Here is a 25,675-nt window from a genome sequence, read left to right as displayed (position 1 = left end):
ATCCAGACCCCCGTTGGGGTTCTGGATTCCTTTTAATGCAAGGCTAATATACCTATTTTCAGTTATTATTTACGTTTACGCATCATATCAAAATACTTAACCGGTTGTTCCACCTTCATACGAATCAATTGAAGCGGATGGCGAGCTGCATCCAGCTCGTTACCTTTCTCATCCATAATCGTACCAACCACCTGCTTAAAGAAAGTACCATCAGGACCGAAAAATTCAATTTCTTGTCCAGGTTTAAAATGATTGCGCTGCTGAATCAGCGCCGTACCACTCTCAGCATCGTAATCCATAACCAAGCCAGCAAAATCATATGGAACAGCCTTATCTTCTGGCTCATAAATATGATCCTCATGGTCAGGCGTATCGTAGAAGAAACCTGTATTAAGCGGACGGTTTGCAGCTTTATTAAGTTCTTCAAGCCATTCTGGCTTCAGTTCATAATTATCGGGATCAGCCATATAGGAATCGATAGCTTGACGATAGACATTGACCACTGTAGCTACATAATGGATGGATTTCATCCGTCCTTCAATCTTAAAACTGTCAATGCCTACTTCGATTAAGTCTGGAATATGCTCAAGCATGCACAGATCCTTAGATCCCATTGTGAATGGGTTATCCTCGGTTTGGAACAATGGAATCTGAGTTACTCCTGGTTTAAATGATGAAGGTAGTGGCGCTTCTTGAGCCAGTTCTGTCTGTTCTTCAGATACCCAGTTTTCCTCTCTTGCATCTTCAAACAAATCATATTTCCAGCGACATGATTGGCAACAACCGCCGCGGTTGGAGTCACGATCTGTAAAGTGATTAGAAAGAACGCATCGTCCAGAAAAAGAAGAACACATCGCTCCATGGATAAATGCTTCGATTTCAATATCCACATGATTTTTAATCTGGGCAATTTCCTCAAGACTCGTCTCACGGCCAAGAACAACACGTGGGAGCCCTTCTTCCTTCCAAAACTTAACGGCTTGCCAATTCAGTGTCGATTGCTGTGTGCTCAGATGAACCTCAAGGTCAGGAACTGTACGCTGAGCCACTTCAATGATTGCTGGGTCCGCTGCAATAATCGCAGCTATTCCCACTTCATGCAGATTACGCAAGTAATCTTCTATTCCTTCGATATCTTCATTATGGACATAGATGTTTGTTGCAACAAACACCTTTGCTCCATATTTTTTAGCAAATTCTACGCCTTCTCGCATTTCTTCAAAGCTAAAATTGTCAGCATTTGAACGCAATCCATATTTTTGTCCACCGATATAAACTGCATCGGCTCCATAATGGACTGCAAACTTCAATTTTTCCAAATTCCCAGCCGGTGCGAGCAGCTCCGGCTTTTCCAAACGATAACGCTTGCCTTTATAAGTTGGCTGAACCTTAGCTGCCATCTTTGTTCACTCCTTATTTTTACCGACTGAACTAAAGAAGTTCATTCTTATTACTCTTAAAGAAAATCTTAATAAACTTGTTCCTTGTAAAAGAATCCGAAAGAAAGTTCCCTTTCTGGATCCTGAAGCTTACGAACCTCACTCAGCCATTCTTCACTATAAGCGTATGAATCGGGGTCGGCCGCATACATATCAATAGCTTTACGGTAGGCATGAATAACAGCTACATTATAGTGACGGGGCTTTAGCAAGGTCTCGATTTTAAAACTATCGATACCAGCCTCCATTAGCAGATGAAGATCTTCCAAAATACAAATATCATCGGAACTCATAATATGCGTACCATTCACATCTTCATAAATTGGGTATTTTTCATCTGCACGCTCCGCTTCGATTAGAAACAGACCACGTTCCTTACCCAAACTGCCTTCATTCACCGGCCGTCCTTGATGAAGCATATAACTATTTACTAGCCGCCGCTTGGAATGGTAAATATTTGTCATTCCATGAACCTGAACCTGTGCTTCAATCTCAAGATTCGGTTTCATCTCAGTAATTTCATCCATATTTAATTCGCGGGCTAGTATTACACGAGTCGCACCTTTGCGTCCCCAATAATTGGATGTCGAATAGTTTGTTGATGTCATTTCAGCATTCCAGTGAAGCTTAATCTCAGGAGCAAATGACTTTACCGCGGATAAAACGGACGGATCATTAAATTCCACTGCATCCACACCGATTTCTCCTAGCGCTTTAACATACTCCGTAAGCTCTTCAAGAAGCTCATTTGTCATTAAATTGTTCAAACTTACGTAGAGCTTACCGTCAACTTCATGGACCATGTCAGTAGCTTTACGGATTTCTTCAAGCGTCATGCTTCCAGGTAATCTCATACCAAAGCGGTCGTTGCCAACCAGTATGGCATCTGCACCAGCTTCCAAATAAGCTTGTATATCCTCTAGAGTTCCCGCGGCTACCAGAAGCTCAGGTTTATTACACATTACACGTTCCCCCTATTGCTATTTCGCCATTTCCTTACTTTTCTCGATGTTTTGTAGATGTTCCTTATAGGTCTTAGCAAACAGGTGCTCCTGCGTACCATCCTTCTTCGTTACATAGAAGAAATATTCCGAAGGCTCAGGATTTAGCGCTGCCTTAATAGAAGCAATGCTTGGACTCGAGATCGGTCCTGGTGGAAGCCCTTTGTTCCGGTATGTGTTATAAGGATTGTCCACCTCTAGATCCTTATACAACAGACGTTCCTTCGGCTTGTCCAAAAGATATTGGACTGTCGCATCAATCTCCAGCTTCATATCTTCTTCAAGACGGTTATAGATAACACCTGCCACCAGTGCCCGTTCCTTATCAACCACAACCTCACGCTCAACTAATGAGGCAACTGTGAGCAGTTCATGCAGCGTCAGACCTCGCTGCTCAAGAAGGTTTTTCCAATCAGGGATTTCATCCAGCCTTTTCTCCATTTGAGCAAGCATCATCTGGATAACATCCTGTTCTGTGCTATCTTTAGGGATTTCATACGTTGCAGGAAATAAATATCCCTCTAAAAAATGTCTAAGCTCTTCATCTTTTGGAATTTCATTTACGATAGACACATCCCAGCCTGTCGATTGATCCGCCAGTTTCACAAACTCCTCGGCATCCAAACCACTCTCATTAGAAATAGTCTCTGCCATTTGAAGTATCGTGTATCCTTCCGGAATGGTAAAGCGTATCATCTCTTCCGGTTTAACATCCCCGTTGTTAAGCATCGATATCAACTCGTCATAGGTTACACCTGGCTTCGCCTCATAAGTACCAGCCATAAAGCGACTACCTTCGTTTTTCATCTTCAAATAGCCTTTAAATAACAGGGCATTCTTAATAAGTCCCTTTTCTTCAAGAAGATCAGCGATTTGAACGGTTCTCATCCCGGATTCAATCGTAAACTCGACAGGAGTCTCCGAGCTTGCGACTGGTTTCATGCCGTTCCAAGCGTAAAACATAGCACCGCCAGCAATAATGATCAGCACCAAAATCGCTATGGCCAGTTTCTTCACGTATTCATCTCCTTCACAACCAAAAAGGACGGACTGCTCCGCCCTTTCCAGTACTTCATTTGAAATTGGGGTTTTAATGAAAACTAATACAATCAGTCTTCGTCTTCTTCCGGAAATGTGAGTTCATCATAAAGTTCGGAAACGTTCTCCCATTCATCATCATCGTCAATAGTAGCGAGTTCCAGACTACCATCATCCGCTTTAACGATACGAAGAACTTCATATTCCTCATCCTGACGATCCGGCTGTACCAAAATTGCATACCCTTGACCATTCACTTCAAACTCAGCAGCAATATCGTAAACCATCGTGTGTCCCTTCTCATCTTGAAGCTCTACACTTTCGCCGAAAGCCTCTTTCAGCGTCTGGGTCCATACCACTTGTTCTACAGAGAAATCAGTCATTACCATTACTCCCGTCAAGCTCTTCTACAAGCGTGTTGAATGTTTCTTCAACAATACTCCACTCTTCATCGTCTTCGATCATGTACAATTTTAGTTCATCACCGTCTTCTTCGAAACGGAAAGCATAAACCTCATCTGTCTCATCATCAGAAGATTCCACAGGAACGACCATCATGTACTTTGCATCTGAGCCATCAACTTCAAATTTCATGATGACCTCAAATTCCTCTTCATTGCCTTCATCATCGGGAATATAAATAATTTCCGGTTCCTCTTCAATGCCGATATGTTCATTTGCCATCTGTTATCACCCTCACCTTTACCTTTTAGAATCCAAGTAGTTTTGCAAAATCAAGCTTGCAGCCATTTTATCTACGACCTGCTTGCGCTTCTTTCGGCTGACATCGGCTTCCAGCAGTGTCCGTTCAGCGGATACGGTAGAAAGCCGTTCATCCCAAAGGTGAACGGGTAAGCACAGGGACTCTCGCAATAGTTCTGCGAATTCCATGCAGATTTCCCCCCGGGGACCAATCGTGCCGTTCATATTTTTGGGCAGACCAACCACTATTTCACCCACCTCATGCTCTTTCACCAGGGCAGTGATCCGCTCCAACTCCATGCCCTCACGGCGACGATCAATGACTTCGAGCCCTTGAGCCGTCCATCCAAATACATCGCTTAGAGCAACACCGATTCGGCGATCCCCGTAATCTAATCCCATGATCTTCATCCTTGCACTCCTAACGGTGACTGGCTAAGTAGAACCGGACCAGTTCTTCAATCAATTCATCACGTTCTTTCTTCCTGATCAAACTTCTGGCATTGTTGTGCCGAGGTATATAAGCCGGATCCCCGGACAACAGATAACCGACAATCTGATTGATTGGATTATACTCTTTCTCAACCAATGAGTCGTATACTGACAAAATAATGTCCCGAGGGGAAGCCTCCTTCTCATCACCTATTACATTGAACTTTACAGTCTTATCCATGGAGTCCATGTGTGACACCTCGCTTCTTCGAAGAACATGTTTAAAACATGCTTCGTCGAATAAATATTTACCAGCTTGATCTACCTCTATCATAACATATTCCTCAACCGGTAAGGAAATCTGAAGTGAAAAATTATAGGCAAAACTTATACGTTTTGTGAAACTAGCTCTTCAGCGCGTTTCAGAGCCTCCTTGATTTTGGAAGGATCCTTACCGCCAGCCTGCGCCATATCCGGACGACCACCACCGCCGCCACCGCAAACAGCTGCTACTTCTTTAACTAATTTACCCGCATGAAGCCCTTTTTTCACAAGTTCCTGCGGTACAGCAACAACAAAATTCACTTTGTCCCCAGACACGGCTCCAAGGACAATCACAGCCTCTGGAAGCTTGCCTTTCAACTCATCAGCAATGGTACGAAGAGCGTCCATGCTGCTTGCTTGTACCTCTGCAGCCAGGAGCTGAGTATTTCCAGCTGTAACAACCTGGTCTGTAAGTTGACCTGCTTCTATCGCACTTAGCTTTCCTTGCAGTGATTCATTCACGCGGCCAAGCTCTTTAACCTGTTGGTTCAGTGCTTCAATCCGTTTAGGTACATCGTTCAAGTTGCTCTTGAGTAGTCCAGCTGATTGTCTTAGCAGATCTAGCTGACCTTCCAAAAATTCATATGCAAAACGGCCTGTCACGGCTTCAATCCGGCGTACACCGGAACCAATTCCGCTTTCGCCCAGAAGTTTAAAGATACCAATCTGTGAAGTGTTGTCTACATGGCAGCCACCGCAAAGTTCGAGGCTGTAATCGCCCACTTGAACAACTCTTACGATATCTCCATATTTTTCACCAAACAGGGCCATTGCCCCCATCGCTTTAGCTTCATCAATCGACTTGTTCTCAATAACAACTGCCGTACCTTTCCAAATTTGCTCGTTAACACGTTGCTCAATCTGAGACAGTTCTTCTGGAGAAATACTACCAAAATGAGAAAAGTCAAAGCGTAAACGCTGCGGTTCAACAAGGGAACCTGCCTGATTAACATGCTCACCAAGGACTTCCTTCAGTGCCTTATGGAGAAGGTGAGTTGCCGTATGGTTTTTGATGATATCAAGACGCTTTTCACGGTCAACTTCCGATTTGACAATATCGTTCACTTTCAATTCGCCGGACTCCACCGTTACAAGATGAACATGTTGTCCATGAGGTGCTTTGAACAATCCTTCTACTCTAGCAAGTACAGAGTTGCTCTCAAGCACACCCTGGTCACTTACCTGTCCACCGCTCTCAGCATAGAATGGTGTTGAATCCAATATCACCTGGCATGTCTGACCTTCGCCAACATGATCTACAAATTGTCCATCCACGACAATAGCCAATACTTTGGATTGTTTAACGATGTCATTATAACCAACAAATTCAGTTTTAACCGTGTAATCAGAGAGTACACCGCCCTGTACTTTCATGCTTTCTGTATCTTGGCGGGCTGCACGAGCGCGGTCACGCTGTTCCTTCATAGCGATATCAAAGCCTTCACGGTCAACGGAAAGACCATGCTCTGAAGCGTAGTCTTCAGTCAAATCAAGCGGGAATCCATACGTATCATATAATTTAAATGCATCGTTTCCGCTGATTTGGGTCTTGCCTTGTTCTTTGGCCTGAGCACTAATATCCGCGAGAATATTCAATCCATCAGACAGCGTCTTGTGGAACTGTTCTTCCTCTGTAGCGATAACTTTTTCAATGAATTCACGTTTTTCCAACACTTCTGGATAATATACACCCATGATGTCCCCAACGGTCTTCGTTAATGTGTACATAAACGGTTTATCGAGGCCAAGTATCTTACCGTAACGAACTGCGCGGCGAAGCAAACGACGAATAACATAACCGCGTCCTTCATTAGAAGGCAGTACACCATCTCCTACAGCAAAAACAACTGTACGAATATGGTCCGCAATTACTTTGAGTGCTACATCATATTCCGGCTTATCGTTATATTTAACGTTAGCGAGCGCAGCCGTTTCCTGAATCAAAGGTTGGAACAAATCCGTGTCGAAGTTCGAATCCACATTCTGCAAAATCGAAGCGAAACGTTCAAGTCCAGCTCCTGTATCAATGTTCTTATTCGGAAGCGGCGTATAGCTGCCATCCTTATTATGATTAAATTGGGAGAACACAAGGTTCCATACCTCTAAGTAACGCTCATTCTCTCCACCAGGATACAATTCAGGATCAGACGGGTCATTTCCATAAGCTTCGCCTCGGTCATAGAAAATTTCCGTACATGGTCCACAAGGGCCTTCGCCAATATCCCAAAAGTTATCTTCCAGCTTAATAATGCGGCTTTCTGGCAAACCGATTTTTTCATTCCACAGCTTGAAAGCTTCCTCATCTTCAGGATACACAGTCACCGACAGACGCTCTGGGTCAAATCCGATCCATTTCTTGTCTGTCAAGAACTCCCATGCCCAGGTAATAACTTCTTCTTTGAAGTAATCTCCGATAGAGAAGTTTCCGAGCATTTCGAAAAATGTGTGGTGACGACGCGTTTTTCCGACATTTTCAATATCGTTCGTACGAATACATTTTTGGGAGTTCGCAAGGCGTGGATTATCAGGCTTCACACGTCCATCAAAATATGCCTTAAGTGGTGCCATACCCGCATTAATCCACAATAGCGACGGATCATTGTGAGGAACGAGAGAAGCACTAGGTTCGATTTTATGGCCTTTTTCTGCAAAAAACTCTAACCATTTAGAACGGATTTCACTAGCTTTCATGATTATAGCCTCCAATTTCAATATCGTTTCGGCCCCATTGATTCCAGTCCGAACACAAAAAAGCCCCTGAATATATCAGGGACGATTGTCTCGCGGTACCACCCTGGTTATCAGCCGTATGGGATCTGGAACGTAAAGTACATCGTCCTTCGATTCATAAAGCGATCGCCTTGTATCGGTTTCATAACGGGGACCACCCGGTGAGTTTGTCTCACACTCGGAAATCAGCTTTCAACTCGCGACACTTTCAGGTTCTCGCAGCCATCCGGAAGTTCATTTCCGAAGGAACCTGTTCTCTGGGAAAGGAGCACCAGCCTACTTTATTTCCTCATCGATTTCAATTCATATAGACTTTAATATTTTCAAGTATATCTATGCCTAAACTATCTGTCAATGCGTGACGGAATGATACAAATCAGCCGCTTTTACGTCTCACATAATAAGTAAAAAAATGCTGAAGCAATACTTTGAGAACGGCGAAAACAGGAACTGCCAAAATGAGCCCGACCGTCCCTGCCAGTTGTCCCCCAACTAACAAGGCAAATATGATTAGCAGCGGATGCAAATGCAGTTTTCTGCCTACCACTTGAGGTGAGATAACATTACTCTCAAGCAACTGGCAGACTAGATTGACCAATCCGACAAACAGCACCATTTTCCAAGAGATCGTCGTGGCCATTAGAAGTGCAGGAGCAGCCCCCAGAAACGGACCTATATAAGGCACAATATTAAAGACTGCCACAACACTTGCCAGCAGTAGAGCATAAGGCATCCCGATTAATACATATCCGATATATGCGAACACCCCAATGATCAAACAGACTAGAAATTGACCACGTATATAATTTCCAAGGGCAGTATCAATCTCTTTTAGCAGGGCAACGATGGCTTTTCTTCGGTTACGGGGCAGATGCGACACTGCAGTACGCTGAAACACTTCGAAATCTTTTAATATGTAAAAGATCAAAAAAGGAACAATAAACACATTAAACAACATATTAATTGCTGTTCCAATATGATCCATAAGACCGGATATCCCATTTGCCAGACGCGTTTCCAAAGTATAGAGCCAGCTGTTCATTCCCGTTCGAACACCTGAGGGCAACAATTTACTGTCAAGATTGGTCATCAAACTTTGGGCCTGCACTGTAAATTCAGGCAGATGTTCATTTAGCTCCTCAAGCTGACGAATCAGCATTGGAATCATATTGATCAGGATAACGGCAAGACAAGTTAAAAAGACGGCATATATGAGAAGCACCGCAATGCTTCTAGGAACTTTACGGTCAGACAGCATGCATACAATAGGGTTCAACACATAAGATATGATCATAGCCACCAGAAACGGGGCAAGAATGGCTTTCAAGAAGCGATACACATCCAGAAATAATGGCCTTAATAACCACACAAAATAGAGGGCAATAAGTCCGAGTATTAGCCATATCATGAAACGGAACCACTTATTTGCTGTCATCTGTTCCACAGGGCATTCTCTCCTTTCGGACTAGCTTACCCTGTAAGTATATGTACGAGCTCAATAAATTAATCTTACATTCTTGGATGACATCAGTTTCCGTTGATTCAAACAACAATAAAAGACTCACCTTTCAGCCATAAAGACTGAAATTGTGAGCCTTTTGTGAATACATATCTATGTACGCAAAAATTAAGTGGATGCGTGCATAGGAGGGAAATCCTGCTGGAATTCTTCACCGAAAAACAAATCATCCAGCGAGCTAAGTGTACCGTCTTCCTCAACCTGGTAGACAGACATCTTCTCACCATTGACCGTCAGTTCAATAAAGCATCCCCAACAGTAAAATTGATGAGAACCGATTTTCCCAATATCTTTCGAACTACAATTTGGACATTTCATATTCTATTTTCACCCTATCCGTTCACAGAATTAATGGCTTTTTCTAGACGCTGTTCGCTCATGGGAGGTACCATAACAGCACTCTCTCCGATCGCCATTTCCGTTGTACAAGGTAGCCATTTGCGACCTTCTAATAAATCTGATACAAAACCGTCGGAAATTTCCAATCCTAGTATTGTATTGCCCTTTTCTTGCTCAAAATAAACATCGGAGATCCGTCCGAGCATAATACCGTCCTCCGTGATCACTTGCATTTCTTTCAATTTCCGTCGTCCCAAAAGGTACGTAAATGGTATATTGTCAGGGTCCGTTTTCTGTACAGCCTCTACACTCCGGATCATTACTGCATCTTCCCCGTAGGCCTCAATATCTTCCCATGATACGGTTTTCACATGAGAAGAAAAAAGAGCTTTACCTTCGATTTCGAGCCCGATTATCAACCAATTTTCATCTAGTATAAAATCGTGGATTTTGCCAATTTCCTTGCCATTCTCCACGTCGAATACAGCCAGTCCAATCATTTCTTGAAGCTTCATGATACTTGGACACCTCCCCATCCTTAAAGATTTAGAAAACAACTAGGTCAGCATATGTTATGTGACCTTGGGTGTTTTCAAAGGATGAAATGGAAGAAATCATACCCCCTAATCCATATCAAGAGAAATCCCTTAATTTTTATTTACGCAAGCGATTAAGGATGGTTCCAATTTTTCGGGCAGTATACTCCATTTCTTGACTAGTATTACCCAAACCAAAACTAAAACGAATCGCTGAACGTAAAAGTTTTTCAGAAAGATTCATTGCCTTGAGAACATGCGAAATTTCCAGTGATCCTGAGGTACAAGCTGAGCCGCTGGCAGCTGCGATTCCTTCCATATCGAGGTTCATTAACATCGTTTCCGTACTTACTCCAGGAAAGCTGATATTTATAATATGGGGCATGAAATAATCGGGGTGTCCATTTATCACAAAAGCGTCTTGTCCGATTTCATGAACAAGACTTTGAACAAACGTCTCTCGAAGCATAAAATAATGTGCTCTTCGTTCATCTAGTCCTTCAACAGCCAATTGTACAGCTTTAGCAAAGCCAACGATTCCGGCAATATTTTCAGTTCCTGCCCGTCGCTTCTTCTCCTGTAATCCTCCAAACAAACGGGGATATAAAGATTGCCCCCGTTTCACAACAAGCATCCCTATACCTTGAGGACCGTTAATCTTATGAGAAGAAAAGCTCCAAAGGTCCACCGGGAATTCCTTACAGGAAATGTGCTCAGAACCAAGTGCCTGAACAGCATCGGTATGAAAAACAATCCCTTTACTACGGGCAAGCTCGCCAATCTCTCGGATTGGCTGCACGGTGCCTATTTCATTATTGCCAAACATCACGGTGATCAGAACAGTGTTATCTCCAATTGCATTTGCAATCTCATCTAAAGAGATACGACCCATACTGTCTACTGGCAAATAAGTGACCTCACAGCCTCTCTTCTCAAGTTCTTCACAGGTATGAAGTACCGCGTGATGTTCAATTGCAGAAGTGATCACATGTTTACCTTGAAGTCCAAGCGCTTCGAGTGTTCCGAAGATTGCCAAATTATCACTCTCTGTTCCGCCAGCGGTGAACACCACTTCATCTGGCAAACACCCCAATAGGGTCGCAATTTTATCCCGCGCTCCACTCACCATCTTCTTAGCTTCTCGGCCATAGGAATGAACGCTTGAAGCATTGCCATACTGACTTGTCATAACCCGTAACATCTCTTCTGCTACTTCCGGATGAACCGGAGTTGAAGCCGCGTGGTCCAAATATATCGATGTCATCATTATCACCTTAAATATAGAACATGTAATTGTCCGCTGCGGACTGTTCTTGGTAGTTGATCAGATTATCAAGTGTGGTGGAATCGAGTACTTCAGCAATACTATCCCGTATTCGCAGCCATAGATCACGTTTAGCAGGATCGTCCTCTTCCGTAAAATCGACTGGAGAAATTGGTCCTTCCAGAACACGGATAACATCTCCTGCTGTAATACTTACAGGCTCACGTGACAAGATATATCCACCGTAAGCACCACGAATACTCTTCACAAGACCTGCATTTCTAAGTGGCGCAATCAATTGCTCAAGGTAGTGCTCAGATAACTGATTTTTCTCAGCTATGCTTTTGAGTGAAGTAGGTCCTTCACCAAATCTGGAGGCAAGCTCCATCATAATCGTCAATCCATATCTTCCTTTAGTTGAAATCTTCAAAGGGGACACCTCTCTCGAAATTTTATATATAACATTTCTCATCTGATTTGTTGGTTTGAGGCGGAAATAAGGCGCTAATCGCCGGAATCATAAGGAAAAGCAGCATATTCTCCCTATTCCGATCAATGCCCTTTGTATATGGTAACATAACCACAGCCCCTATGGGTAATAATACACACCTATTTTAAAAAAATGTTCACCAGGAGTGGACAAAACCAAGGCGTGTGAAGTATGCCAGGTTGTGATAAAATACCTCCATGGGCACAAATCAATACGAAAATGGTGATAACGATGTCAAAAGATAAACAAAGCACCCGTATCGTTGTCGGCATGTCAGGAGGCGTCGATTCCTCCGTAACAGCACTGCTGCTCAAGCAGCAGGGGTATGATGTGATCGGGATCTTTATGAAGAACTGGGACGACACCGATGAACTCGGTTACTGCACTGCTGAAGAGGACGCTGAAGATGTCCGCCGTGTATGTGAACAGCTCGATATTCCCTACTATACCGTCAATTTCGAAAAGGAATACTTTGATAAAGTATTTTCCTATTTTCTTGATGAATATAAGGCCGGAAGAACACCAAATCCAGATGTCATGTGTAACCGGGAAATTAAGTTCGGTGAATTCTTAAACAAGGCTCTGGATCTCGGAGCAGATTATGTTGCAACAGGGCACTACGCTCGTGTCATTGAGGAAGATGGTAAACTGCACCTCCTTCGTGGAGTGGACAATAACAAAGATCAAACCTACTTCCTGAACGCACTGAATCAAGAACAGCTTTCAAAAGCAATGTTCCCGATCGGGCACCTTCCTAAACCGGAAGTTCGTCGTCTGGCCGAAGAAGCCGGCCTTTATACGGCCAAGAAAAAAGACAGCACCGGTGTATGTTTCATCGGTGAACGGAATTTCAAAGAATTCCTGAGCCAATACCTGCCTGCCCAAGGCGGAGATATGGTCGATGTTGTAACAGGTGAAGTCAAAGGTCGCCATGACGGTCTCATGTATTATACCCTTGGACAGCGTCAAGGACTCGGCATTGGTGGATCTGGTTCCGGCGAACCTTGGTTTGTTGCGGACAAAGATTTGCAAAAAAACATTCTATATGTCGTACAAGGAGATCATCCAAGCCTGTACTCCACTGGCTTGATCGCCTCCGGGATCAACTGGATTGTAGGTAAGGAAGCTATGCCCAATGATTCCTTTACTTGCACAGCAAAATTCCGCTACCGTCAACCGGATCAGCAAGTTACAGTCACTCCTAGAGAAGATGGAACTGTTCATGTGGCATTTAACAATCCACAGAAAGCCATTACTCCAGGACAAGCCGTTGTGTTCTACCAAGGCGAAGAATGTCTTGGCGGCGGAACGATTGAATATGCGGAGAAAGTACCGTATTAAACAATATCTCTGATATAAAAAGGCATGACCCTTTCAGCTCCGCCGAGCTTGAGGGCCATGCCTTTTTAGTTATCGCGTTAAGATAGATCGACTTCAATGACGCAATTTTTTTCTACACTAAGAGCAACATCGACGATTCTCTGATTCCGACTGCCTCTAAAAGGCAAAGATGTATCTTTCTCCTGCTCGTTAAACCGACCATCAACGATGACATCACACATCAGCGCGAGCTCTCTGAGCTTCGGCTGCCTCATTAGAGCTTCAAAGGTGTATCCGGTATAGGCCCATACATTCTTATCCGGACAGCATGCCCTAAATTCCGATACAAAGAGAGCACATTCCTCCGCAGAGAAGAAAGGATCGCCTCCACATAACGTAACTCCATCAATTAACGGATTATTGGCAATTTCCTGCAGTATTTGTGTTTTCAGTTCATTCGTGAAAGGTTCTCCTGCTTCAAAATCCCAAGATTCCTTATTAAAACAACCTGGACACGCATGCCGGCAACCGCTGATGAACAATACTGCTCGAACACCCTTGCCTTCATTAATACTTTCTGGAATAAACCCGCATAGATTCATCGATGTTTAACCCGATCTTTGACTTCCGCCTGCTTAGCAGAATTGAAACGTTCTGTATAGTTGCCGGTTAAATAACCAGTTACTCTGCGCAAGCGTTGAAAAATGACCGTCTCCTCATCCACTCCACACTCAGGGCAAGATGTCCCAATAATGCCTTCATAGTCACACACTGGACAGCGGTCTAATGGATGGTTGACCGAGAAATAACCCATGTCCTGTTTAAGCGCGTACTGAACAATACTCTGGAATGCAGCTGTATTTTGACGGGCATTTCCATCCAGCTCTACATACGATATGGCACCTGCATTACAAAGACTGTGAAATGGTGCTTCCCATCCAATTTTCTGAAAAGCAGCTACAGGATGATACACCGGAATGTGGAATGAATTTGTGTAATACTCTCTGTCCGTTACGCCTGGAATACAACCATAAGTGCGTTGGTCTATTTTCGTGAATTTTCCGGATAGACCTTCTGCAGGTGTTGCAAAGAGCGTAATGTTCAAATTGTATAACTCACTCATCTCATCGCAATAAGCACGCATGCGGCTAATGATTTCAAAGCCCAGTGCTCTTGAATTTTCGTCTTCTCCATGATGGTATCCTGTTAAAGCTTTCAAACATTCTGCAAGTCCAATAAAACCAAGCGCGAGCGAACCATGCTTCAAGAGATCTGCTACCTCATCGTCCGGTGCCAGTTTCTCTCCGCCCTCCCATACGCCTTCACGCATCATAAAATCAGAAGCTTTAGCGGGTTGCTTGGCTTGAATTCCATAACGATGGACCAGACCTTCTACTGCGATTCTCATATACTGGTCGAGGTTTTCATAAAAACCTTTCAAATCTGGTTCTTGCCGCTGATGAGTCGCGATACCATTTTCAATTCCAAGCCGCACCAGATTAATCGTGTTAAAGGACAGATTTCCTTTTCCGCTCAGCCGATTTCTGCCAAAACGATCTGAGATCGTACGTGTACGGCATCCCATCGTTGCAATAATGGTGTCAGGGTCTTCGGGATCATAATAGGGAAGATTGAATGATGCATCCACATTGACGAAGTTCGGGTATAACCGGCGACTAGAGCACTCAATTGCTTTAAGAAACAAATCATAGTTAGGATCACCTTGCGATTGATTGACGCCATGTTTGCACTGGAAAATATGCTGTGGAAAGATCGGTGTTTCCCCGCGGCCTAGCCCTTTCATCGTTGCATTAAGCAACGCATGAGAAACCAAGCGCCCTTCCGAAGAAGTACACATTCCGTAATTTAACGATGTAAACGGAATTTGCCCCCCTGCTCGGCTACTCATCGTATTTAAATTATGGATTAAAGATTCTGCAGCCTGATTCGTTTCGTTTACAGTTTCTTCATAGGCGAAATCATAAGTACGTGGAAATTGTTCTCGAAGCTGCTTATTATCCATCACCAATTCTTCTTCTGAAAACTCATACGTTTGATCCTGATCCACTTCACCCAGATAGGTCAGCCCTTTTCTAAAATGTTTACGGAAAGATCGGCCTACATACGGTGCCAAGTCCCAATCAATCTTATTAGCGGATACCCCGCCGAATTGGCTGTTCTGTTGGGACTGGAATATAATCGCGACAAGAGCCATGGCAGTCATGATACTCTGTGGTGAACGCACGGAACCATTTCCGGTGTTAAATCCGTTAGCAAGCAACCGGTCAAACGGAATAAAGATACAGTTGGTGGTCCCTAATGCATATTGATCTAAATCATGCACATATACATATCCGTTTTTTACAGCCTCATTCAGTTCAGTCGGTAGTACGAATGATTTAGCCATCCATTTCGCGTATTCCGAACCGATTCGGCTCATTTTGCCACTAAAGGATTCTCCGTTCAAGTTGGCATTTTCCCTGAGCAGGTCCATATCTTTCGTACCAATCACATCGTTACTAATTTTATACAGTTCACCGCGCTTCATTCTTTCCAGGTCCCGGGCCTCACGGTATTCTTTATATGCTTTAGCAGTGCTTTCAAATCCGATCTTCTTTAGGTACTGAATAACAAGATCTTGTATTTCTTCTACCGAAATTTGATTCACACTCGCTATTTCGGCTTTCACCATTTCACCAATCTGGGTTGAAGCATCAGGCTGAACCTTTCCTTCCGCAGCCGCAAAAGCTTTATCCACTGCACTAATAATTCTCTTAACTTCAAACTCTACCTGAGTACCATCTCTTTTAATTACCTTCATTATTTTCCTCCTATAATTAAGACGAAATGAAAAGAAGCATGATTCCGCAAGTCTGCGGAATGCATGCTTCAATAAAGAATCGGTATAAATCCAATCAGACCGGATCCCCGTCCTATTGAAACACTTTCCTATCAACCGTAGGCAATACAGTGTCGTCAAAATGGCTGGTATCTGGCTTCCGTACATTTTTGGAGAGGCTAAACTCTTCCTTGTTCTCCACAAGTACCTGTTACAGTGGCGGGACCGCTCCGGATTCACACCGGATTCCCATTTAAGATCGGATCCATCCGATCACCATTTAGCACTATATGTAGTTGTCATATCAAAAGATATAACAATATATAGATTTTAACTGTAACAAATATCATAGCACTTTAATTAGCTTCGGTTGGCATAGGTGTAGGAGTAGGTTTCGCAAATCCTGTCTTGTACTTCTCATCGATCAAAGTTCGGATTTCGCTCAGGCTTTTCCCTTCACTTTTCAGTTTCGCAGATTCTACGGCAATATCTAGACAAACACCACAGCGCGTACCATGATCATCCCAAACAACACTGCCGTCTTCCTTAACTTCATCAATGAAACAGTTCAGATTGTTCTCATGACCAGCGCTTTCACCGCATCCACAATAGCATGGAATCCATTGGAGCACATCCTTAACCTGAGCAGCAAGAGCGTATATTGTCCGAAGCTCTTGACTTTTATCATTCAAAAATGTTGGCAACTCCTTAACAGAGGCAGTAATCTCCTGAATATCCCCATTCGCAAGTTGAGACTGTGAGCCGTGTTCATGAGTAGCCTCCGTCTCTGATTCTTGTTTCGTATGGGCAGGCTCCTGAGCTTTTTCAGCGCCACATCCGCTCAGCAGCAGACCAACAGATAATATTAAAACTACAAATTTCTGTTTTTGCATACTATTGTCCTCCCCATTAACCTCTGCAATTCGTATTCCCTTGATAGACCTAGACGCTCTATATAGTTAACATAATTCCTATTGAAGCACCCGCAAGCCCGAGTAATACGGAGGTGATAACATAAATCAGAGCTTGCACATAGTGTTTATTCACTGCCAAAGTAATAGCTTCGTACCCAAAAGTTGAAAAGGTCGTAAAGGCTCCGCAAAAACCTGTTCCTAATAAACCATATACCATTTCAGGCATACGCTCAGCAGTACCGACCAATATACCCAGCAAAAGGGAACCCACCAAATTGACAAGAAGCGTTGCCCATGGGAAGGAAGATCCTACTCTCTTTCCTACCCATATCCCAATACCGTAACGAGAAACCGCTCCGACGATACCACCTATTCCTATCCATACGATCATGATGTCTCACCTTCTTGTGTTGCACCCATTCTCCGTCCTAACGAAACCCCAATAAAAGCCATAATCAATCCACCGAACACACTAAGCATCACGTAGAGCCAAGCCGTCAGCATCTGACCATTTCTAAACAATTCGACAGTGTCGACCGTAAAGGTAGAGAATGTGGTAAACGCACCTGTAAATCCGGTTCCCAGAAACAAACGAGTCTCCGCTGATATCATCGTGGAACGTAAACAGTAAGTCAAGAACCATCCGAGGAACAAGCATCCTGCCAGATTGATGAGTAAAATCGCTTGCGGAAAACCACTATCAGGAAGTGGTATCATCTTACTAACGCCATAACGGCATAATGTTCCGATAAATCCTCCTGCACCTACGAAAAGTAAATTTCTGCCCATAAAATTCCCTTCCACTTCCGTATCATAAAACGTTCATTATTTATTATCCCTGCGCAAGCGCTGGTTATGAGAAATTTTAGCCTCGTTCCCCTGCTCGGTCGCCTGGTAGAACACTCGACGCGCAAGCTCCTTAGGCAGGTAATCCTGCTTGACATAATGTCCGGGATAATCATGAGGGTACATGTATCCTTTGTGCCCTAATTGAGCGGCACCTTGATAATGAGTGTCTCGTAAGTGAAGCGGAACCTCTGCAGATGTAAACTCCTCAATAGCGGACGTTGCTCGGGAAATAGCCGTATATACGGCATTTGATTTCGGACTTTCCACAGCAAAAAGAATCGCCTGTGCAATGTTAAGCTTGGCTTCAGGCCATCCGTTATGACGGTAGGCATCCAATGCGCTGACGGCTTGTACCATCGCTTGTGGATTCGCAAGACCGATATCTTCACTGCTGGCGGCAATTAATCGACGAATGAATACCATCGGATCCATCCCCAGCTTCTCAACCGCATATAGAAACCAAAAAAGCGCTGCATCGCTGGAGCCGCGAATACTTTTATGAAAAGCGGATAACACGTCATATTGGGTTGATTCATCCGCCCGGACGGTTGGACGCCGAATTGATTCTTCGGCAACCTCCAGTGTAATATGGACCGTTCCTTCCGCATCCGGCGGCGTTGTCAATGCTGCCAATTCGAGCGCATTTAATGCCCTTCTAATATCACCGTTCGCCATGGAGGCGATGTGCTCCAAAGCATCCTCCTCCACCTGTAGCTGCATAAACCCAAGCCCTCGTTCCTTGTCTTGGAGCGCTCGCTGCATCGCAATTCGGGAGTGTTCTCTCGTTAGAGGATGTAACTGAAACAATGTCGAACGGCTCATAAGGGCCCCGTTTACATAATGAAACGGATTTTCCGTAGTAGCACCGATAAAGATGATTGTGCCCTTCTCAACTGCAGGTAATAGGGCATCCTGCCGCGAGCTGTTAAACCGATGTACCTCATCTAGAAACAGAATGGTTTTGGTACCGTACAGAGATTTGTTACTATGAGCTTGTTCAATCACCTCACGCACTTCCTTCACAGAAGCTTCCACCGCATTCAGTCGGACGAATTGGCCTTGTGTATGCTTCGAAATAATATGAGCAAGCGTTGTTTTACCACAGCCCGGCGGACCATATAGTAAAATGGACGACACCTGATCCGCTTCTATTGCGCGCCGGAGCAGTTTGCCTGGCCCTATAATATGTTCTTGTCCAATATATTCATCGAGGTTCGAAGGACGCATCCGGTCAGCCAGAAGCCGGGAATCGCGATCCTCTTCACGACCGAGAGAGAATAAATCCATCATTCCACATCCTTGCCTGAATCACGTTCGTGCTCATGATCCTTAATTTGCTCTACTTATCATATCACAATCTGATATTCACTTCGCCACTGCCAGAAAAGCAATAATTCTATTGAAACCCAAACCTTTTAGACAACGAACTCGTTCTAATAATCAAACATACATGTGTAAGAGTCCATCTAAGTATAAAACCAATCCAAAATGAAGACAGGGAGAATTAACGACATGAAAAGACGAACAACGATGATTATCGTCCTTATCGCACTAGTCTTATTAATTGGCATTACACTCTATCGATTTATAGACAGTTTAGGTGAGTCCTATCAACAATTAGGTCTAATACAAAACGAAGAGCCGATGGTTGTCTACACCACCGGCCTCTTTCAAAAATAGCTAAATTTCTTTTGTATGCTGTTCACTCACTTGAAAATATATATATTTCAAACTTAAACGCCTTCCGGCCAACCTTCAACTGCAATTTCAGGCTGCTGCGGAACGACATACGACGGAAGCTGTTCACCATGCAGCAACCAAAGCTCATGAAGGGCACGGGTACAGCCAACGTACATAATCTTGGCATCCCATGCTTTTTCAGCATAATGATCACGATCTGCATCCGCTACGATGACAGCGTCAAACTCAAGCCCTTTGGACAGATAAACCGGTAGTACAGACAAACCACCTTGATAGGTCTGCTTGCTTCCATCAATCAGATGAAGCTCAGGCCATTCCTCAGACAATAATCCATGCAATTCCTCCGCTTCACGAAGTGTACGAGTCAAGATGGATACAGTCCGGTAATTCCCCTTGGAGATCAAATGACGCAACGCGCGGCGAAGATCCTCTTCACGGTTATTTGCCCCCGAATAAGGTATCAGCCTTACCGCATCTCCGCTCCGGAATACGGGTACAGCGAGCAGGTCGCTGGCTACACCTCTTTCAAGAATCCCATTTGCAAATTCGATAATCTCCATCGTTGAGCGGTAGCTTCGCGTCAATGCAAAATACGCTCTGTTCTCTTCATCGAACAGGGAGCTCATCTCTTCCCAAGCATGAATACCGCGATACGCATGAATCCCCTGCGATAAATCCCCTAAGATCGTAAAAGAATGCCCCCTCACGAACTTATCAAGCAGTGCAACCTGGAATGGGGAAAAATCCTGGGCCTCATCGATGACGATATGATCAAACCGCTGTTCTCCCGTAATCTCATTCATGAGACAGTGGAAGTACAGTAAAGGTGTCAGGTCCTCTTCACGGATAATATTGTTCTTCAAATCTTTACGGGTTAGCTTCAACACTTCTTCTGGGATCTCGGACTCCAGCTCCTTAGGCCATAGCACACTTGTCTTTGAAGCACCAAATAGCTGCTTATACAGCACCAGTGGATCAAATTTCGGCCACTTTCCTGAATAAGATTTCTCACGCTGTGAAGCTTTCTTCTTTCGTTCCTTGAGCAGATGGGCTGGAGACTTCTTCAGCTCCATTTCCACCCAACGATGCAGTCTGGCAAGTACACGCTCTTTGCGCTTAGCTAGAGGGTATGGTTTATATTCCTCATTGAACCATTCTTCGATCGTTTCCCGCCGTAATACTGATCCATCCCAAGGAGAGAAGTCGCCCTCGGGCAAGGCGATCGTTTCTAACGATTCAACACAGCGCTCGATCAGTTTCATCAATCTTAAAGAGCCTTTATAACGCCCCCGTACATCGTCATCGATATCTGGTGTCCCTTGCCCCAGCGGTGTCTCGAACCAATAAGAAAGCGTATCGGATGTATCGCTGTTCGTCATATTAATATCCAAGAGATTGGAAGCCCAATCCGCAAAAGTTCGTTGCTGAATATCCCCCACACCGAGTTCAGGAAGTACATCGGATATGTAGTCCAGGAACATATGGTTCGGCGCAAATATAATCATTTTCTCCGCAGAAACCTGCTCTTTATATTGATACAATAAAAAAGCCAATCGATGGAGTGCGACGGTTGTCTTACCACTTCCTGCAACCCCTTGAATGATCAGCGCTGTATTCTTGGCCGCGCGGATTATCTTATCCTGCTCCGCTTGAATCGTAGATACAATATCCCGAAGCCTGTTATCTTTATTCTCTCCTAGCCGGTATACGAGGAACTCATCTGATACCGCAAGTCCTCCGCCATCACGATTATACGCATCAGATACGCGCTCAAGAATCTGCTTACGGATAACCACGTTTCGCTTCAAATACACCAGACCTTCAACGATTCCTTCAGGCGCTTCATATGAGGCAGGATCATTTCCCCCCGTAAAGGAATAGAACATGCTGGCTACCGGTGCCCGCCAATCGATAACCATGGGATGCTCTCCGGCTTCTTCCCGGTCAAAACCGACCTTTCCTATATAGAGCGGGGTTGGCTCCGGTTTTCCGTTCTCCTGAAAATCCAATCTTCCAAAATAGGGCTCTGGCTGACCTTTTCTCAAAGCCTGCCGTCTTTCCTCGCGCCCTGCTTCGAGTACTTGTTCTGTAAAATCATGCCCCGTATAAACAGGAATATCCTGCAGCCGCTTAAGCTGCTTGTTAATCTCTGCAATGGCTTCTTCTAGTCTCTGCTTCTCTTCTTGATAGGCACTTTGAAAAGAGTCCGTCAAATTCAGTTACCTCCTAAGAAATCAATTTATGTGTAAACCAAATTCATGTCATTGACACAAAAAGGATATTCATTGTAGCACACCTCGCACCAATATACTACAAACATTAAGAGCCGGTGGTTTACGTGATCAGCCTCATCCTATTATTACCAAAAAATTCTTGACATCATTTCCGCCTGTTCTTATATTATATATAACCTTAAGGTTATATGTTATAAGTGAGGGAATGATCATGCCAGATGTTTATCGAGCATTAGGTGATTCAACTAGGCGACGTATATTAAGTATGCTCCAACAAGGAGATAAAACCCAAAAGGAAATAGTCGATGCATTTGAAATCTCTCAACCAGCCATTAAGAAGCATTTGAATATTTTATTGGAAGAAAGAATGATTACAGAAAGCTTGAATGGGAAGTATCGTATCTATTCATTAAACTATGACGTTCTCCAAGCTGCTTACCATGAAATGCTTCAGTACTTCGAAAAACTACTTGATGATCAGCTGTTAAGTCTAAAAACTTATGTTGAAAAAGGAGAGTTTCGAGATGAACAAGATTAAGGATTCTATAAAGAGAGAAATTATTATTCATGCGCCTCTGAAACAAGTTTGGGATGCACTGACTAATCCAGAGCATTTAAACCGTTGGTATACAAAAAATGCCGAGATAGACTTTCGTATCGGTGGAAGAGGTTATATGAATCATGGCTGGGGGGCAACATCTGAAGGTATATTTACAGAAATAGAGTCCATGAAACGCTTTGTACTTCAGAGCCTAGATGGGGATTTTAATACGATTACTTCCTTAGAAAAAGTTGATCATGGTGTTCTGGTAAGTATTGAATATCAGTCTTCCTTTATTGGTGAAATGAATCAAGCTACAAGAGAAAACATGTTGTTCGGTACAAGTCAATTCTTAGAAAATCTGAAAAGTGTTTATGAAACAGGTACTGATCATCGCGATAAATTTTGGAAGGTATGGATTGGCATCACACATGCAACAAAAGAAGAAGGTAAAGGTACTAGAGTTTTAAAGGTGGAGAAAGGTTCGGTGGCTGCAGTCGCTGGAATTAAACCTGAAGATATTATAGTGGAGATCGATGGGGAAGAAATTGAAGGGTATGATTCATTTGAAAGAACATTGAATGAAAAAAGCCTCCATAGTACCGTTGCCATAACAATAGTAAGGAAACTTGAAATATTACAGGTCACCTGTCTTGTAGATGCTTACCCTGTACCTTATTAAAATTTGAGACAGAAAAACGCAGGTCCGTCTGATCACGAACACTGCGTTTTTCCATTTCATCTAGAAATCCAGAGCATTTCCTCTGCTCCCTACATCTCTAGCTTTAGCTTCTCAGTTGTATAAATTAGTAGCTATTACGAGGAAAGACCCGCTCTTTCAAGCAATTCTTTTACAGTAACGCTGACCATAATCAGTCCTACAACCGGGGGTACGAACGCATTACTTGCAGGTGGCTGTTTGGCCTTCCGAATTTCAGGTGCATTTTCAGGTACGATCTTGTCCGTAACATCCTGACGGGGCTTCATTGGTTCTTCAAGCGAGAACACAACTTTAACCCCCTTCTTAATACCTTCCTTCCGAAGCTTCGTACGAACGACCCGTGCAATTGGATCCATCGATGTCTTAGAAATATCGGCTACCTGGAACTTAGTTGGGTCCATTTTGTTAGCGGCTCCCATACTGGAAATCATCGGTATGCCGCGTTTTAAACATTCCTTGATCAGATGAATCTTATAAATGATCGTATCCGAAGCATCGAGCACGTAATCCAGATCGTATTTGAACAATTCTTCGTATGTTTCATCTGTGTAGAACATATTAAGTGCAATCGCTTCACATTCCGGATTGATCAGTTTCACACGCTCAACCATCAAATCTGCTTTCTTCTGACCTACTGTTGTTGTCAAAGCATGAATCTGGCGATTTATGTTTGTGATATCTACAACATCTTTATCAATCAGGATGATACGTCCGACTCCGGTACGGGCAAGTGCCTCCACCGCCATCGATCCTACCCCGCCGATCCCAAGAACGGCCACTGTACTGTTCTTCATAACCTCAAGGCCTTCAGGTCCGATAGCAAGCTCAGTACGAGAAAACTGATGCAGCATCTTAAATACCTCCTAACAGGCAAGAAACGGCTGGAATGCAGCCGTTTCCCCCAATAATTTATAATTTATTACTTTTTATCTTCACCCGGTTTTTTCGCAAGCTTAATATGAAGCTGCTCTAACTGTCCTCCATCTACTGAAGAAGGAGCATTCATAAGCAAGTCCGTAGCACTTGCTGTTTTTGGGAATGCAATCGTCTCACGCAAGTTGTTCCGTCCTGCAAGAAGCATAACCAGACGGTCTAAACCGAAGGCGATTCCGCCATGCGGTGGAGTACCGTATTCGAAAGCATCCAGCAAGTATCCGAATTTCTCATTCGCTACCTCAGGAGATAGTCCAAGAGCCGCAAACATTTTTTCTTGAATATCACGCTTATAAATACGCATGGAACCGCCGCCCACTTCATATCCATTCAATACAATGTCATATGCCTGCGCACGAACCGCAAGTGGATCTGTATCGAGCAGTTCCAGATCATCGTCATTTGGACGAGTGAACGGATGGTGCTCTGCCACATAGCGTTTTTGCTCTTCGTCATAGCTTAAGAGAGGGAAATCGAGAACCCAAGCAAACTTGAATTCATTGTCATTGATCAAGCCAAGCTGGCGGCCAATCTTAAGACGAAGTGCGCCGAGCACATCTGCGACAACCTTTTTGTTGTCTGCAGAGAATAACAGCAAGTCTCCATCTTCTGCCCCGGTACGTTCTTTGATCGCTTCAATCTCCTGCTCGGTAAAGAATTTCACGATAGGTCCTTTGAACTCTCCCTCTTTCACTTGAATCCAAGCAAGACCTTTTGCTCCATATCGAGCAGCGTATGGACCGAGGTCATCGATCTCTTTACGTGTCCAAGTACCGCAGCCTTTCGCGTTAAGACACTTCACTTCGCCGCCTTTTTCGATAACTGACGCGAATACTTTCACACCACTCGTAGCAACGATATCGTTCATTTCGATCAATTCAAGACCAAAGCGAAGGTCCGGCTTATCGGATCCGTATTTGCCCATAGCGTCAGCATAGCTGATGCGCTGGAATGGTGTCGCAAGCTCTACGCCAATCGTTTCTTTGAACAGACGAACCATTAGCTTCTCCATCATGTTAAGCAGGTCGTCGCGCTCCATGAAGGAAGTCTCAATGTCGACCTGTGTAAATTCTGGCTGACGGTCTGCACGAAGATCCTCATCGCGGAAACAACGAGCGATCTGGTAGTAACGTTCTAAACCACTTACCATCAAGAGCTGCTTATAAATTTGCGGGGATTGCGGCAGTGCAAAGAATTCGCCTTGGTGAACTCGGCTTGGTACCAGATAGTCACGTGCACCTTCTGGTGAGCTCTTTGTCAGGATCGGAGTTTCAACATCCACAAAGCCTTCTTCGTCAAGGAAATCACGGAATATTTTGGACGCTTTAGAACGAAGCATGAGTGTCTGCTGCATTTCTGGGCGGCGCAAGTCGAGATAACGGTACTTCAGACGAAGCTGCTCATCCACTTCCACACCATCTTCAATGAAGAACGGAGGAGTTTTTGCCGCATTCAATACTTCGATTTCCGTAACCTGAACTTCAATCTCTCCTGTAGGAAGGTTAGGATTAATGGTTTCAGCAGCACGCTGTACGACTTTACCAGATACGGCGATTACATATTCTGAGCGAACCTTATCGGCGATTGCCAAAGCATCACCTGAAAAATCCGGGTTAAATACAACCTGCATAATTCCGCTGCGGTCGCGAAGATCGATGAAGAGTACGCCTCCCAAGTCACGGCGAGTCTGTACCCAGCCGTTTAACGTAACGGTTTCTCCAATGTTGGCGGTCGTTAATTGACCGCAATGATGCGTCCTTTTCATGATTCCATCATACCCCTTTTATTTATAATTAAGCCAAATATGGC

General features: G+C 44.0%; 26 protein-coding genes and 1 riboswitch. Of the genes, 4 read left to right on the top strand and 22 right to left on the bottom strand.

Features of this window, described 5'->3' with window-relative positions:
• Nucleotides 1-65: 65 nt before the first annotated feature.
• From ACFQV5_RS20795 to cymR, 13 genes are all read right to left on the bottom strand, one after another.
• On the bottom strand, nt 66-1,400 hold the full coding sequence (locus tag ACFQV5_RS20795; RefSeq protein ID WP_379249581.1) for a peptidase U32 family protein: 1,335 nt from the start codon (nt 1,398-1,400) through the stop codon (nt 66-68).
• A 68-nt stretch (nt 1,401-1,468) separates the two neighbouring features.
• Nucleotides 1,469-2,401 carry a peptidase U32 family protein gene (locus tag ACFQV5_RS20790; RefSeq protein WP_379249579.1) on the bottom strand — a complete coding sequence of 311 codons (933 nt, stop codon included), beginning with the start codon at nt 2,399-2,401 and terminating at the stop codon, nt 1,469-1,471.
• A gap of 18 nt (nt 2,402-2,419) precedes the next feature.
• Nucleotides 2,420-3,457, bottom strand: coding sequence for an endolytic transglycosylase MltG (gene mltG, locus ACFQV5_RS20785; protein WP_379249578.1), 1,038 nt, complete (start codon nt 3,455-3,457; stop codon nt 2,420-2,422).
• Nucleotides 3,458-3,549: 92 nt separating this feature from the next.
• Entirely contained in the window at nt 3,550-3,861 is a 312-nt protein-coding gene (locus tag ACFQV5_RS20780; RefSeq protein ID WP_379249576.1) for a DUF1292 domain-containing protein, read from the bottom strand.
• Nucleotides 3,854-4,162 (bottom strand): DUF1292 domain-containing protein, encoded by a 309-nt coding sequence (locus ACFQV5_RS20775; protein ID WP_379249574.1) that lies wholly within the window; start codon nt 4,160-4,162, stop codon nt 3,854-3,856. The genes ACFQV5_RS20780 and ACFQV5_RS20775 overlap by 8 nt, the downstream gene beginning before the upstream one ends.
• 18 nt (nt 4,163-4,180) lie before the next feature.
• Nucleotides 4,181-4,591, bottom strand: a complete 411-nt coding sequence (gene ruvX / locus ACFQV5_RS20770) for a Holliday junction resolvase RuvX (RefSeq protein WP_379249572.1) — start codon at nt 4,589-4,591, stop codon at nt 4,181-4,183.
• Between the two features lie 10 nt (nt 4,592-4,601).
• The gene (locus ACFQV5_RS20765; RefSeq protein WP_379251100.1) at nt 4,602-4,862 is read right to left on the bottom strand and encodes an IreB family regulatory phosphoprotein; all 261 of its coding nucleotides are present in this window, start codon (nt 4,860-4,862) and stop codon (nt 4,602-4,604) included.
• A gap of 137 nt (nt 4,863-4,999) precedes the next feature.
• Nucleotides 5,000-7,627 (bottom strand): alanine--tRNA ligase, encoded by a 2,628-nt coding sequence (gene alaS / locus ACFQV5_RS20760; protein ID WP_379249570.1) that lies wholly within the window; start codon nt 7,625-7,627, stop codon nt 5,000-5,002.
• Nucleotides 7,628-8,042: 415 nt separating this feature from the next.
• Nucleotides 8,043-9,101 carry an AI-2E family transporter gene (locus ACFQV5_RS20755; protein WP_379251098.1) on the bottom strand — a complete coding sequence of 353 codons (1,059 nt, stop codon included), beginning with the start codon at nt 9,099-9,101 and terminating at the stop codon, nt 8,043-8,045.
• A gap of 192 nt (nt 9,102-9,293) precedes the next feature.
• Nucleotides 9,294-9,503 carry a hypothetical protein gene (locus ACFQV5_RS20750; protein ID WP_379249568.1) on the bottom strand — a complete coding sequence of 70 codons (210 nt, stop codon included), beginning with the start codon at nt 9,501-9,503 and terminating at the stop codon, nt 9,294-9,296.
• 14 nt (nt 9,504-9,517) lie between these two features.
• Nucleotides 9,518-10,039 (bottom strand): PRC-barrel domain-containing protein, encoded by a 522-nt coding sequence (locus ACFQV5_RS20745; protein ID WP_379249566.1) that lies wholly within the window; start codon nt 10,037-10,039, stop codon nt 9,518-9,520.
• Between the two features lie 139 nt (nt 10,040-10,178).
• A complete protein-coding gene (locus tag ACFQV5_RS20740) occupies nt 10,179-11,324 on the bottom strand; it encodes a cysteine desulfurase family protein (RefSeq protein ID WP_379251096.1) in 1,146 nt (381 codons plus the stop codon).
• A gap of 10 nt (nt 11,325-11,334) precedes the next feature.
• A complete protein-coding gene (cymR, locus tag ACFQV5_RS20735; protein WP_379249564.1) occupies nt 11,335-11,754 on the bottom strand; it encodes a cysteine metabolism transcriptional regulator CymR in 420 nt (139 codons plus the stop codon).
• Nucleotides 11,755-12,045: 291 nt separating this feature from the next.
• Here cymR and mnmA point away from each other — a divergent pair, with 291 nt between their 5' ends.
• Complete coding sequence (gene mnmA, locus ACFQV5_RS20730; protein WP_379249562.1) at nt 12,046-13,155, top strand: tRNA 2-thiouridine(34) synthase MnmA; 1,110 nt, start codon at nt 12,046-12,048, stop codon at nt 13,153-13,155.
• Nucleotides 13,156-13,232: 77 nt separating this feature from the next.
• On the opposite strand, the gene nrdG is transcribed toward mnmA, so the two are convergent.
• The 6 genes from nrdG to ACFQV5_RS20700 form a co-directional block, all read right to left on the bottom strand.
• Nucleotides 13,233-13,736 (bottom strand): anaerobic ribonucleoside-triphosphate reductase activating protein, encoded by a 504-nt coding sequence (gene nrdG / locus ACFQV5_RS20725; RefSeq protein WP_379249560.1) that lies wholly within the window; start codon nt 13,734-13,736, stop codon nt 13,233-13,235.
• A complete protein-coding gene (locus ACFQV5_RS20720; protein WP_379249558.1) occupies nt 13,733-15,955 on the bottom strand; it encodes an anaerobic ribonucleoside triphosphate reductase in 2,223 nt (740 codons plus the stop codon). The genes nrdG and ACFQV5_RS20720 overlap by 4 nt, the downstream gene beginning before the upstream one ends.
• A gap of 145 nt (nt 15,956-16,100) precedes the next feature.
• A riboswitch (cobalamin riboswitch) is annotated at nt 16,101-16,269 on the bottom strand.
• A 60-nt stretch (nt 16,270-16,329) separates the two neighbouring features.
• Entirely contained in the window at nt 16,330-16,866 is a 537-nt protein-coding gene (locus tag ACFQV5_RS20715; protein ID WP_379249556.1) for a PCYCGC motif-containing (lipo)protein, read from the bottom strand.
• A 58-nt stretch (nt 16,867-16,924) separates the two neighbouring features.
• A complete protein-coding gene (crcB, locus tag ACFQV5_RS20710) occupies nt 16,925-17,278 on the bottom strand; it encodes a fluoride efflux transporter CrcB (RefSeq protein WP_379249554.1) in 354 nt (117 codons plus the stop codon).
• The gene (crcB, locus tag ACFQV5_RS20705) at nt 17,275-17,676 is read right to left on the bottom strand and encodes a fluoride efflux transporter CrcB (protein WP_379249553.1); all 402 of its coding nucleotides are present in this window, start codon (nt 17,674-17,676) and stop codon (nt 17,275-17,277) included. Before crcB (ACFQV5_RS20705) ends, crcB (ACFQV5_RS20710) begins: the two co-directional genes overlap by 4 nt.
• Before the next feature lie 36 nt (nt 17,677-17,712).
• On the bottom strand, nt 17,713-19,023 hold the full coding sequence (locus ACFQV5_RS20700; RefSeq protein WP_379251094.1) for a replication-associated recombination protein A: 1,311 nt from the start codon (nt 19,021-19,023) through the stop codon (nt 17,713-17,715).
• A gap of 225 nt (nt 19,024-19,248) precedes the next feature.
• On the opposite strand from ACFQV5_RS20700, the gene ACFQV5_RS20695 reads away from it, so the two are divergent.
• Nucleotides 19,249-19,416, top strand: a complete 168-nt coding sequence (locus tag ACFQV5_RS20695) for a hypothetical protein (RefSeq protein ID WP_379249551.1) — start codon at nt 19,249-19,251, stop codon at nt 19,414-19,416.
• A gap of 53 nt (nt 19,417-19,469) precedes the next feature.
• On the opposite strand, the gene ACFQV5_RS20690 is transcribed toward ACFQV5_RS20695, so the two are convergent.
• Nucleotides 19,470-21,650, bottom strand: a complete 2,181-nt coding sequence (locus ACFQV5_RS20690) for a HelD family protein (protein ID WP_379249549.1) — start codon at nt 21,648-21,650, stop codon at nt 19,470-19,472.
• Nucleotides 21,651-21,882: 232 nt separating this feature from the next.
• Here ACFQV5_RS20690 and ACFQV5_RS20685 point away from each other — a divergent pair, with 232 nt between their 5' ends.
• Together ACFQV5_RS20685 and ACFQV5_RS20680 are read left to right on the top strand one after the other, a co-directional pair.
• Nucleotides 21,883-22,209 (top strand): metalloregulator ArsR/SmtB family transcription factor, encoded by a 327-nt coding sequence (locus ACFQV5_RS20685; protein ID WP_379249547.1) that lies wholly within the window; start codon nt 21,883-21,885, stop codon nt 22,207-22,209.
• Nucleotides 22,196-22,894, top strand: a complete 699-nt coding sequence (locus ACFQV5_RS20680) for an SRPBCC domain-containing protein (RefSeq protein ID WP_379249545.1) — start codon at nt 22,196-22,198, stop codon at nt 22,892-22,894. Before ACFQV5_RS20685 ends, ACFQV5_RS20680 begins: the two co-directional genes overlap by 14 nt.
• A gap of 134 nt (nt 22,895-23,028) precedes the next feature.
• Here ACFQV5_RS20680 and ACFQV5_RS20675 read toward each other — a convergent pair whose 3' ends face one another.
• Together ACFQV5_RS20675 and aspS are read right to left on the bottom strand one after the other, a co-directional pair.
• The gene (locus ACFQV5_RS20675) at nt 23,029-23,784 is read right to left on the bottom strand and encodes a tRNA threonylcarbamoyladenosine dehydratase (RefSeq protein WP_379249543.1); all 756 of its coding nucleotides are present in this window, start codon (nt 23,782-23,784) and stop codon (nt 23,029-23,031) included.
• A 68-nt stretch (nt 23,785-23,852) separates the two neighbouring features.
• A complete protein-coding gene (gene aspS, locus ACFQV5_RS20670; protein WP_379249541.1) occupies nt 23,853-25,631 on the bottom strand; it encodes an aspartate--tRNA ligase in 1,779 nt (592 codons plus the stop codon).
• Nucleotides 25,632-25,675: the final 44 nt, after the last annotated feature.

The sequence above is a fragment of the Paenibacillus sp. GCM10028914 genome, assembly GCF_042666275.1.
Classification (GTDB): domain Bacteria; phylum Bacillota; class Bacilli; order Paenibacillales; family Paenibacillaceae; genus Paenibacillus_AQ.
Note: the sequence above shows the minus strand (reverse complement) of the source record. Positions and strands in the feature narration are given on the sequence as shown.

What these genes read in the sequence shown, in the direction of transcription:
- nrdG (WP_379249560.1), bottom strand. Translation starts at nt 13,736, where the DNA reads ATGAATCTATGCGGGTTTATTCCAGAAAGTATTAATGAAGGCAAGGGT.
- ACFQV5_RS20750 (WP_379249568.1), bottom strand. Translation starts at nt 9,503, where the DNA reads ATGAAATGTCCAAATTGTAGTTCGAAAGATATTGGGAAAATCGGTTCT.
- ACFQV5_RS20790 (WP_379249579.1), bottom strand. Translation starts at nt 2,401, where the DNA reads ATGTGTAATAAACCTGAGCTTCTGGTAGCCGCGGGAACTCTAGAGGAT.
- ACFQV5_RS20795 (WP_379249581.1), bottom strand. Translation starts at nt 1,400, where the DNA reads ATGGCAGCTAAGGTTCAGCCAACTTATAAAGGCAAGCGTTATCGTTTG.
- ruvX (WP_379249572.1), bottom strand. Translation starts at nt 4,591, where the DNA reads ATGAAGATCATGGGATTAGATTACGGGGATCGCCGAATCGGTGTTGCT.
- alaS (WP_379249570.1), bottom strand. Translation starts at nt 7,627, where the DNA reads ATGAAAGCTAGTGAAATCCGTTCTAAATGGTTAGAGTTTTTTGCAGAA.
- ACFQV5_RS20740 (WP_379251096.1), bottom strand. Translation starts at nt 11,324, where the DNA reads ATGACATCGATATATTTGGACCACGCGGCTTCAACTCCGGTTCATCCG.
- crcB (WP_379249554.1), bottom strand. Translation starts at nt 17,278, where the DNA reads ATGATCGTATGGATAGGAATAGGTGGTATCGTCGGAGCGGTTTCTCGT.
- ACFQV5_RS20685 (WP_379249547.1), top strand. Translation starts at nt 21,883, where the DNA reads ATGCCAGATGTTTATCGAGCATTAGGTGATTCAACTAGGCGACGTATA.
- ACFQV5_RS20675 (WP_379249543.1), bottom strand. Translation starts at nt 23,784, where the DNA reads ATGCTGCATCAGTTTTCTCGTACTGAGCTTGCTATCGGACCTGAAGGC.
- mnmA (WP_379249562.1), top strand. Translation starts at nt 12,046, where the DNA reads ATGTCAAAAGATAAACAAAGCACCCGTATCGTTGTCGGCATGTCAGGA.
- ACFQV5_RS20720 (WP_379249558.1), bottom strand. Translation starts at nt 15,955, where the DNA reads ATGAAGGTAATTAAAAGAGATGGTACTCAGGTAGAGTTTGAAGTTAAG.
- ACFQV5_RS20680 (WP_379249545.1), top strand. Translation starts at nt 22,196, where the DNA reads ATGAACAAGATTAAGGATTCTATAAAGAGAGAAATTATTATTCATGCG.
- ACFQV5_RS20780 (WP_379249576.1), bottom strand. Translation starts at nt 3,861, where the DNA reads ATGACTGATTTCTCTGTAGAACAAGTGGTATGGACCCAGACGCTGAAA.
- ACFQV5_RS20765 (WP_379251100.1), bottom strand. Translation starts at nt 4,862, where the DNA reads ATGGACTCCATGGATAAGACTGTAAAGTTCAATGTAATAGGTGATGAG.
- ACFQV5_RS20715 (WP_379249556.1), bottom strand. Translation starts at nt 16,866, where the DNA reads ATGCAAAAACAGAAATTTGTAGTTTTAATATTATCTGTTGGTCTGCTG.
- ACFQV5_RS20745 (WP_379249566.1), bottom strand. Translation starts at nt 10,039, where the DNA reads ATGAAGCTTCAAGAAATGATTGGACTGGCTGTATTCGACGTGGAGAAT.
- ACFQV5_RS20775 (WP_379249574.1), bottom strand. Translation starts at nt 4,162, where the DNA reads ATGGCAAATGAACATATCGGCATTGAAGAGGAACCGGAAATTATTTAT.
- ACFQV5_RS20700 (WP_379251094.1), bottom strand. Translation starts at nt 19,023, where the DNA reads ATGGATTTATTCTCTCTCGGTCGTGAAGAGGATCGCGATTCCCGGCTT.
- ACFQV5_RS20695 (WP_379249551.1), top strand. Translation starts at nt 19,249, where the DNA reads ATGAAAAGACGAACAACGATGATTATCGTCCTTATCGCACTAGTCTTA.
- ACFQV5_RS20755 (WP_379251098.1), bottom strand. Translation starts at nt 9,101, where the DNA reads ATGACAGCAAATAAGTGGTTCCGTTTCATGATATGGCTAATACTCGGA.
- aspS (WP_379249541.1), bottom strand. Translation starts at nt 25,631, where the DNA reads ATGAAAAGGACGCATCATTGCGGTCAATTAACGACCGCCAACATTGGA.
- crcB (WP_379249553.1), bottom strand. Translation starts at nt 17,676, where the DNA reads ATGGGCAGAAATTTACTTTTCGTAGGTGCAGGAGGATTTATCGGAACA.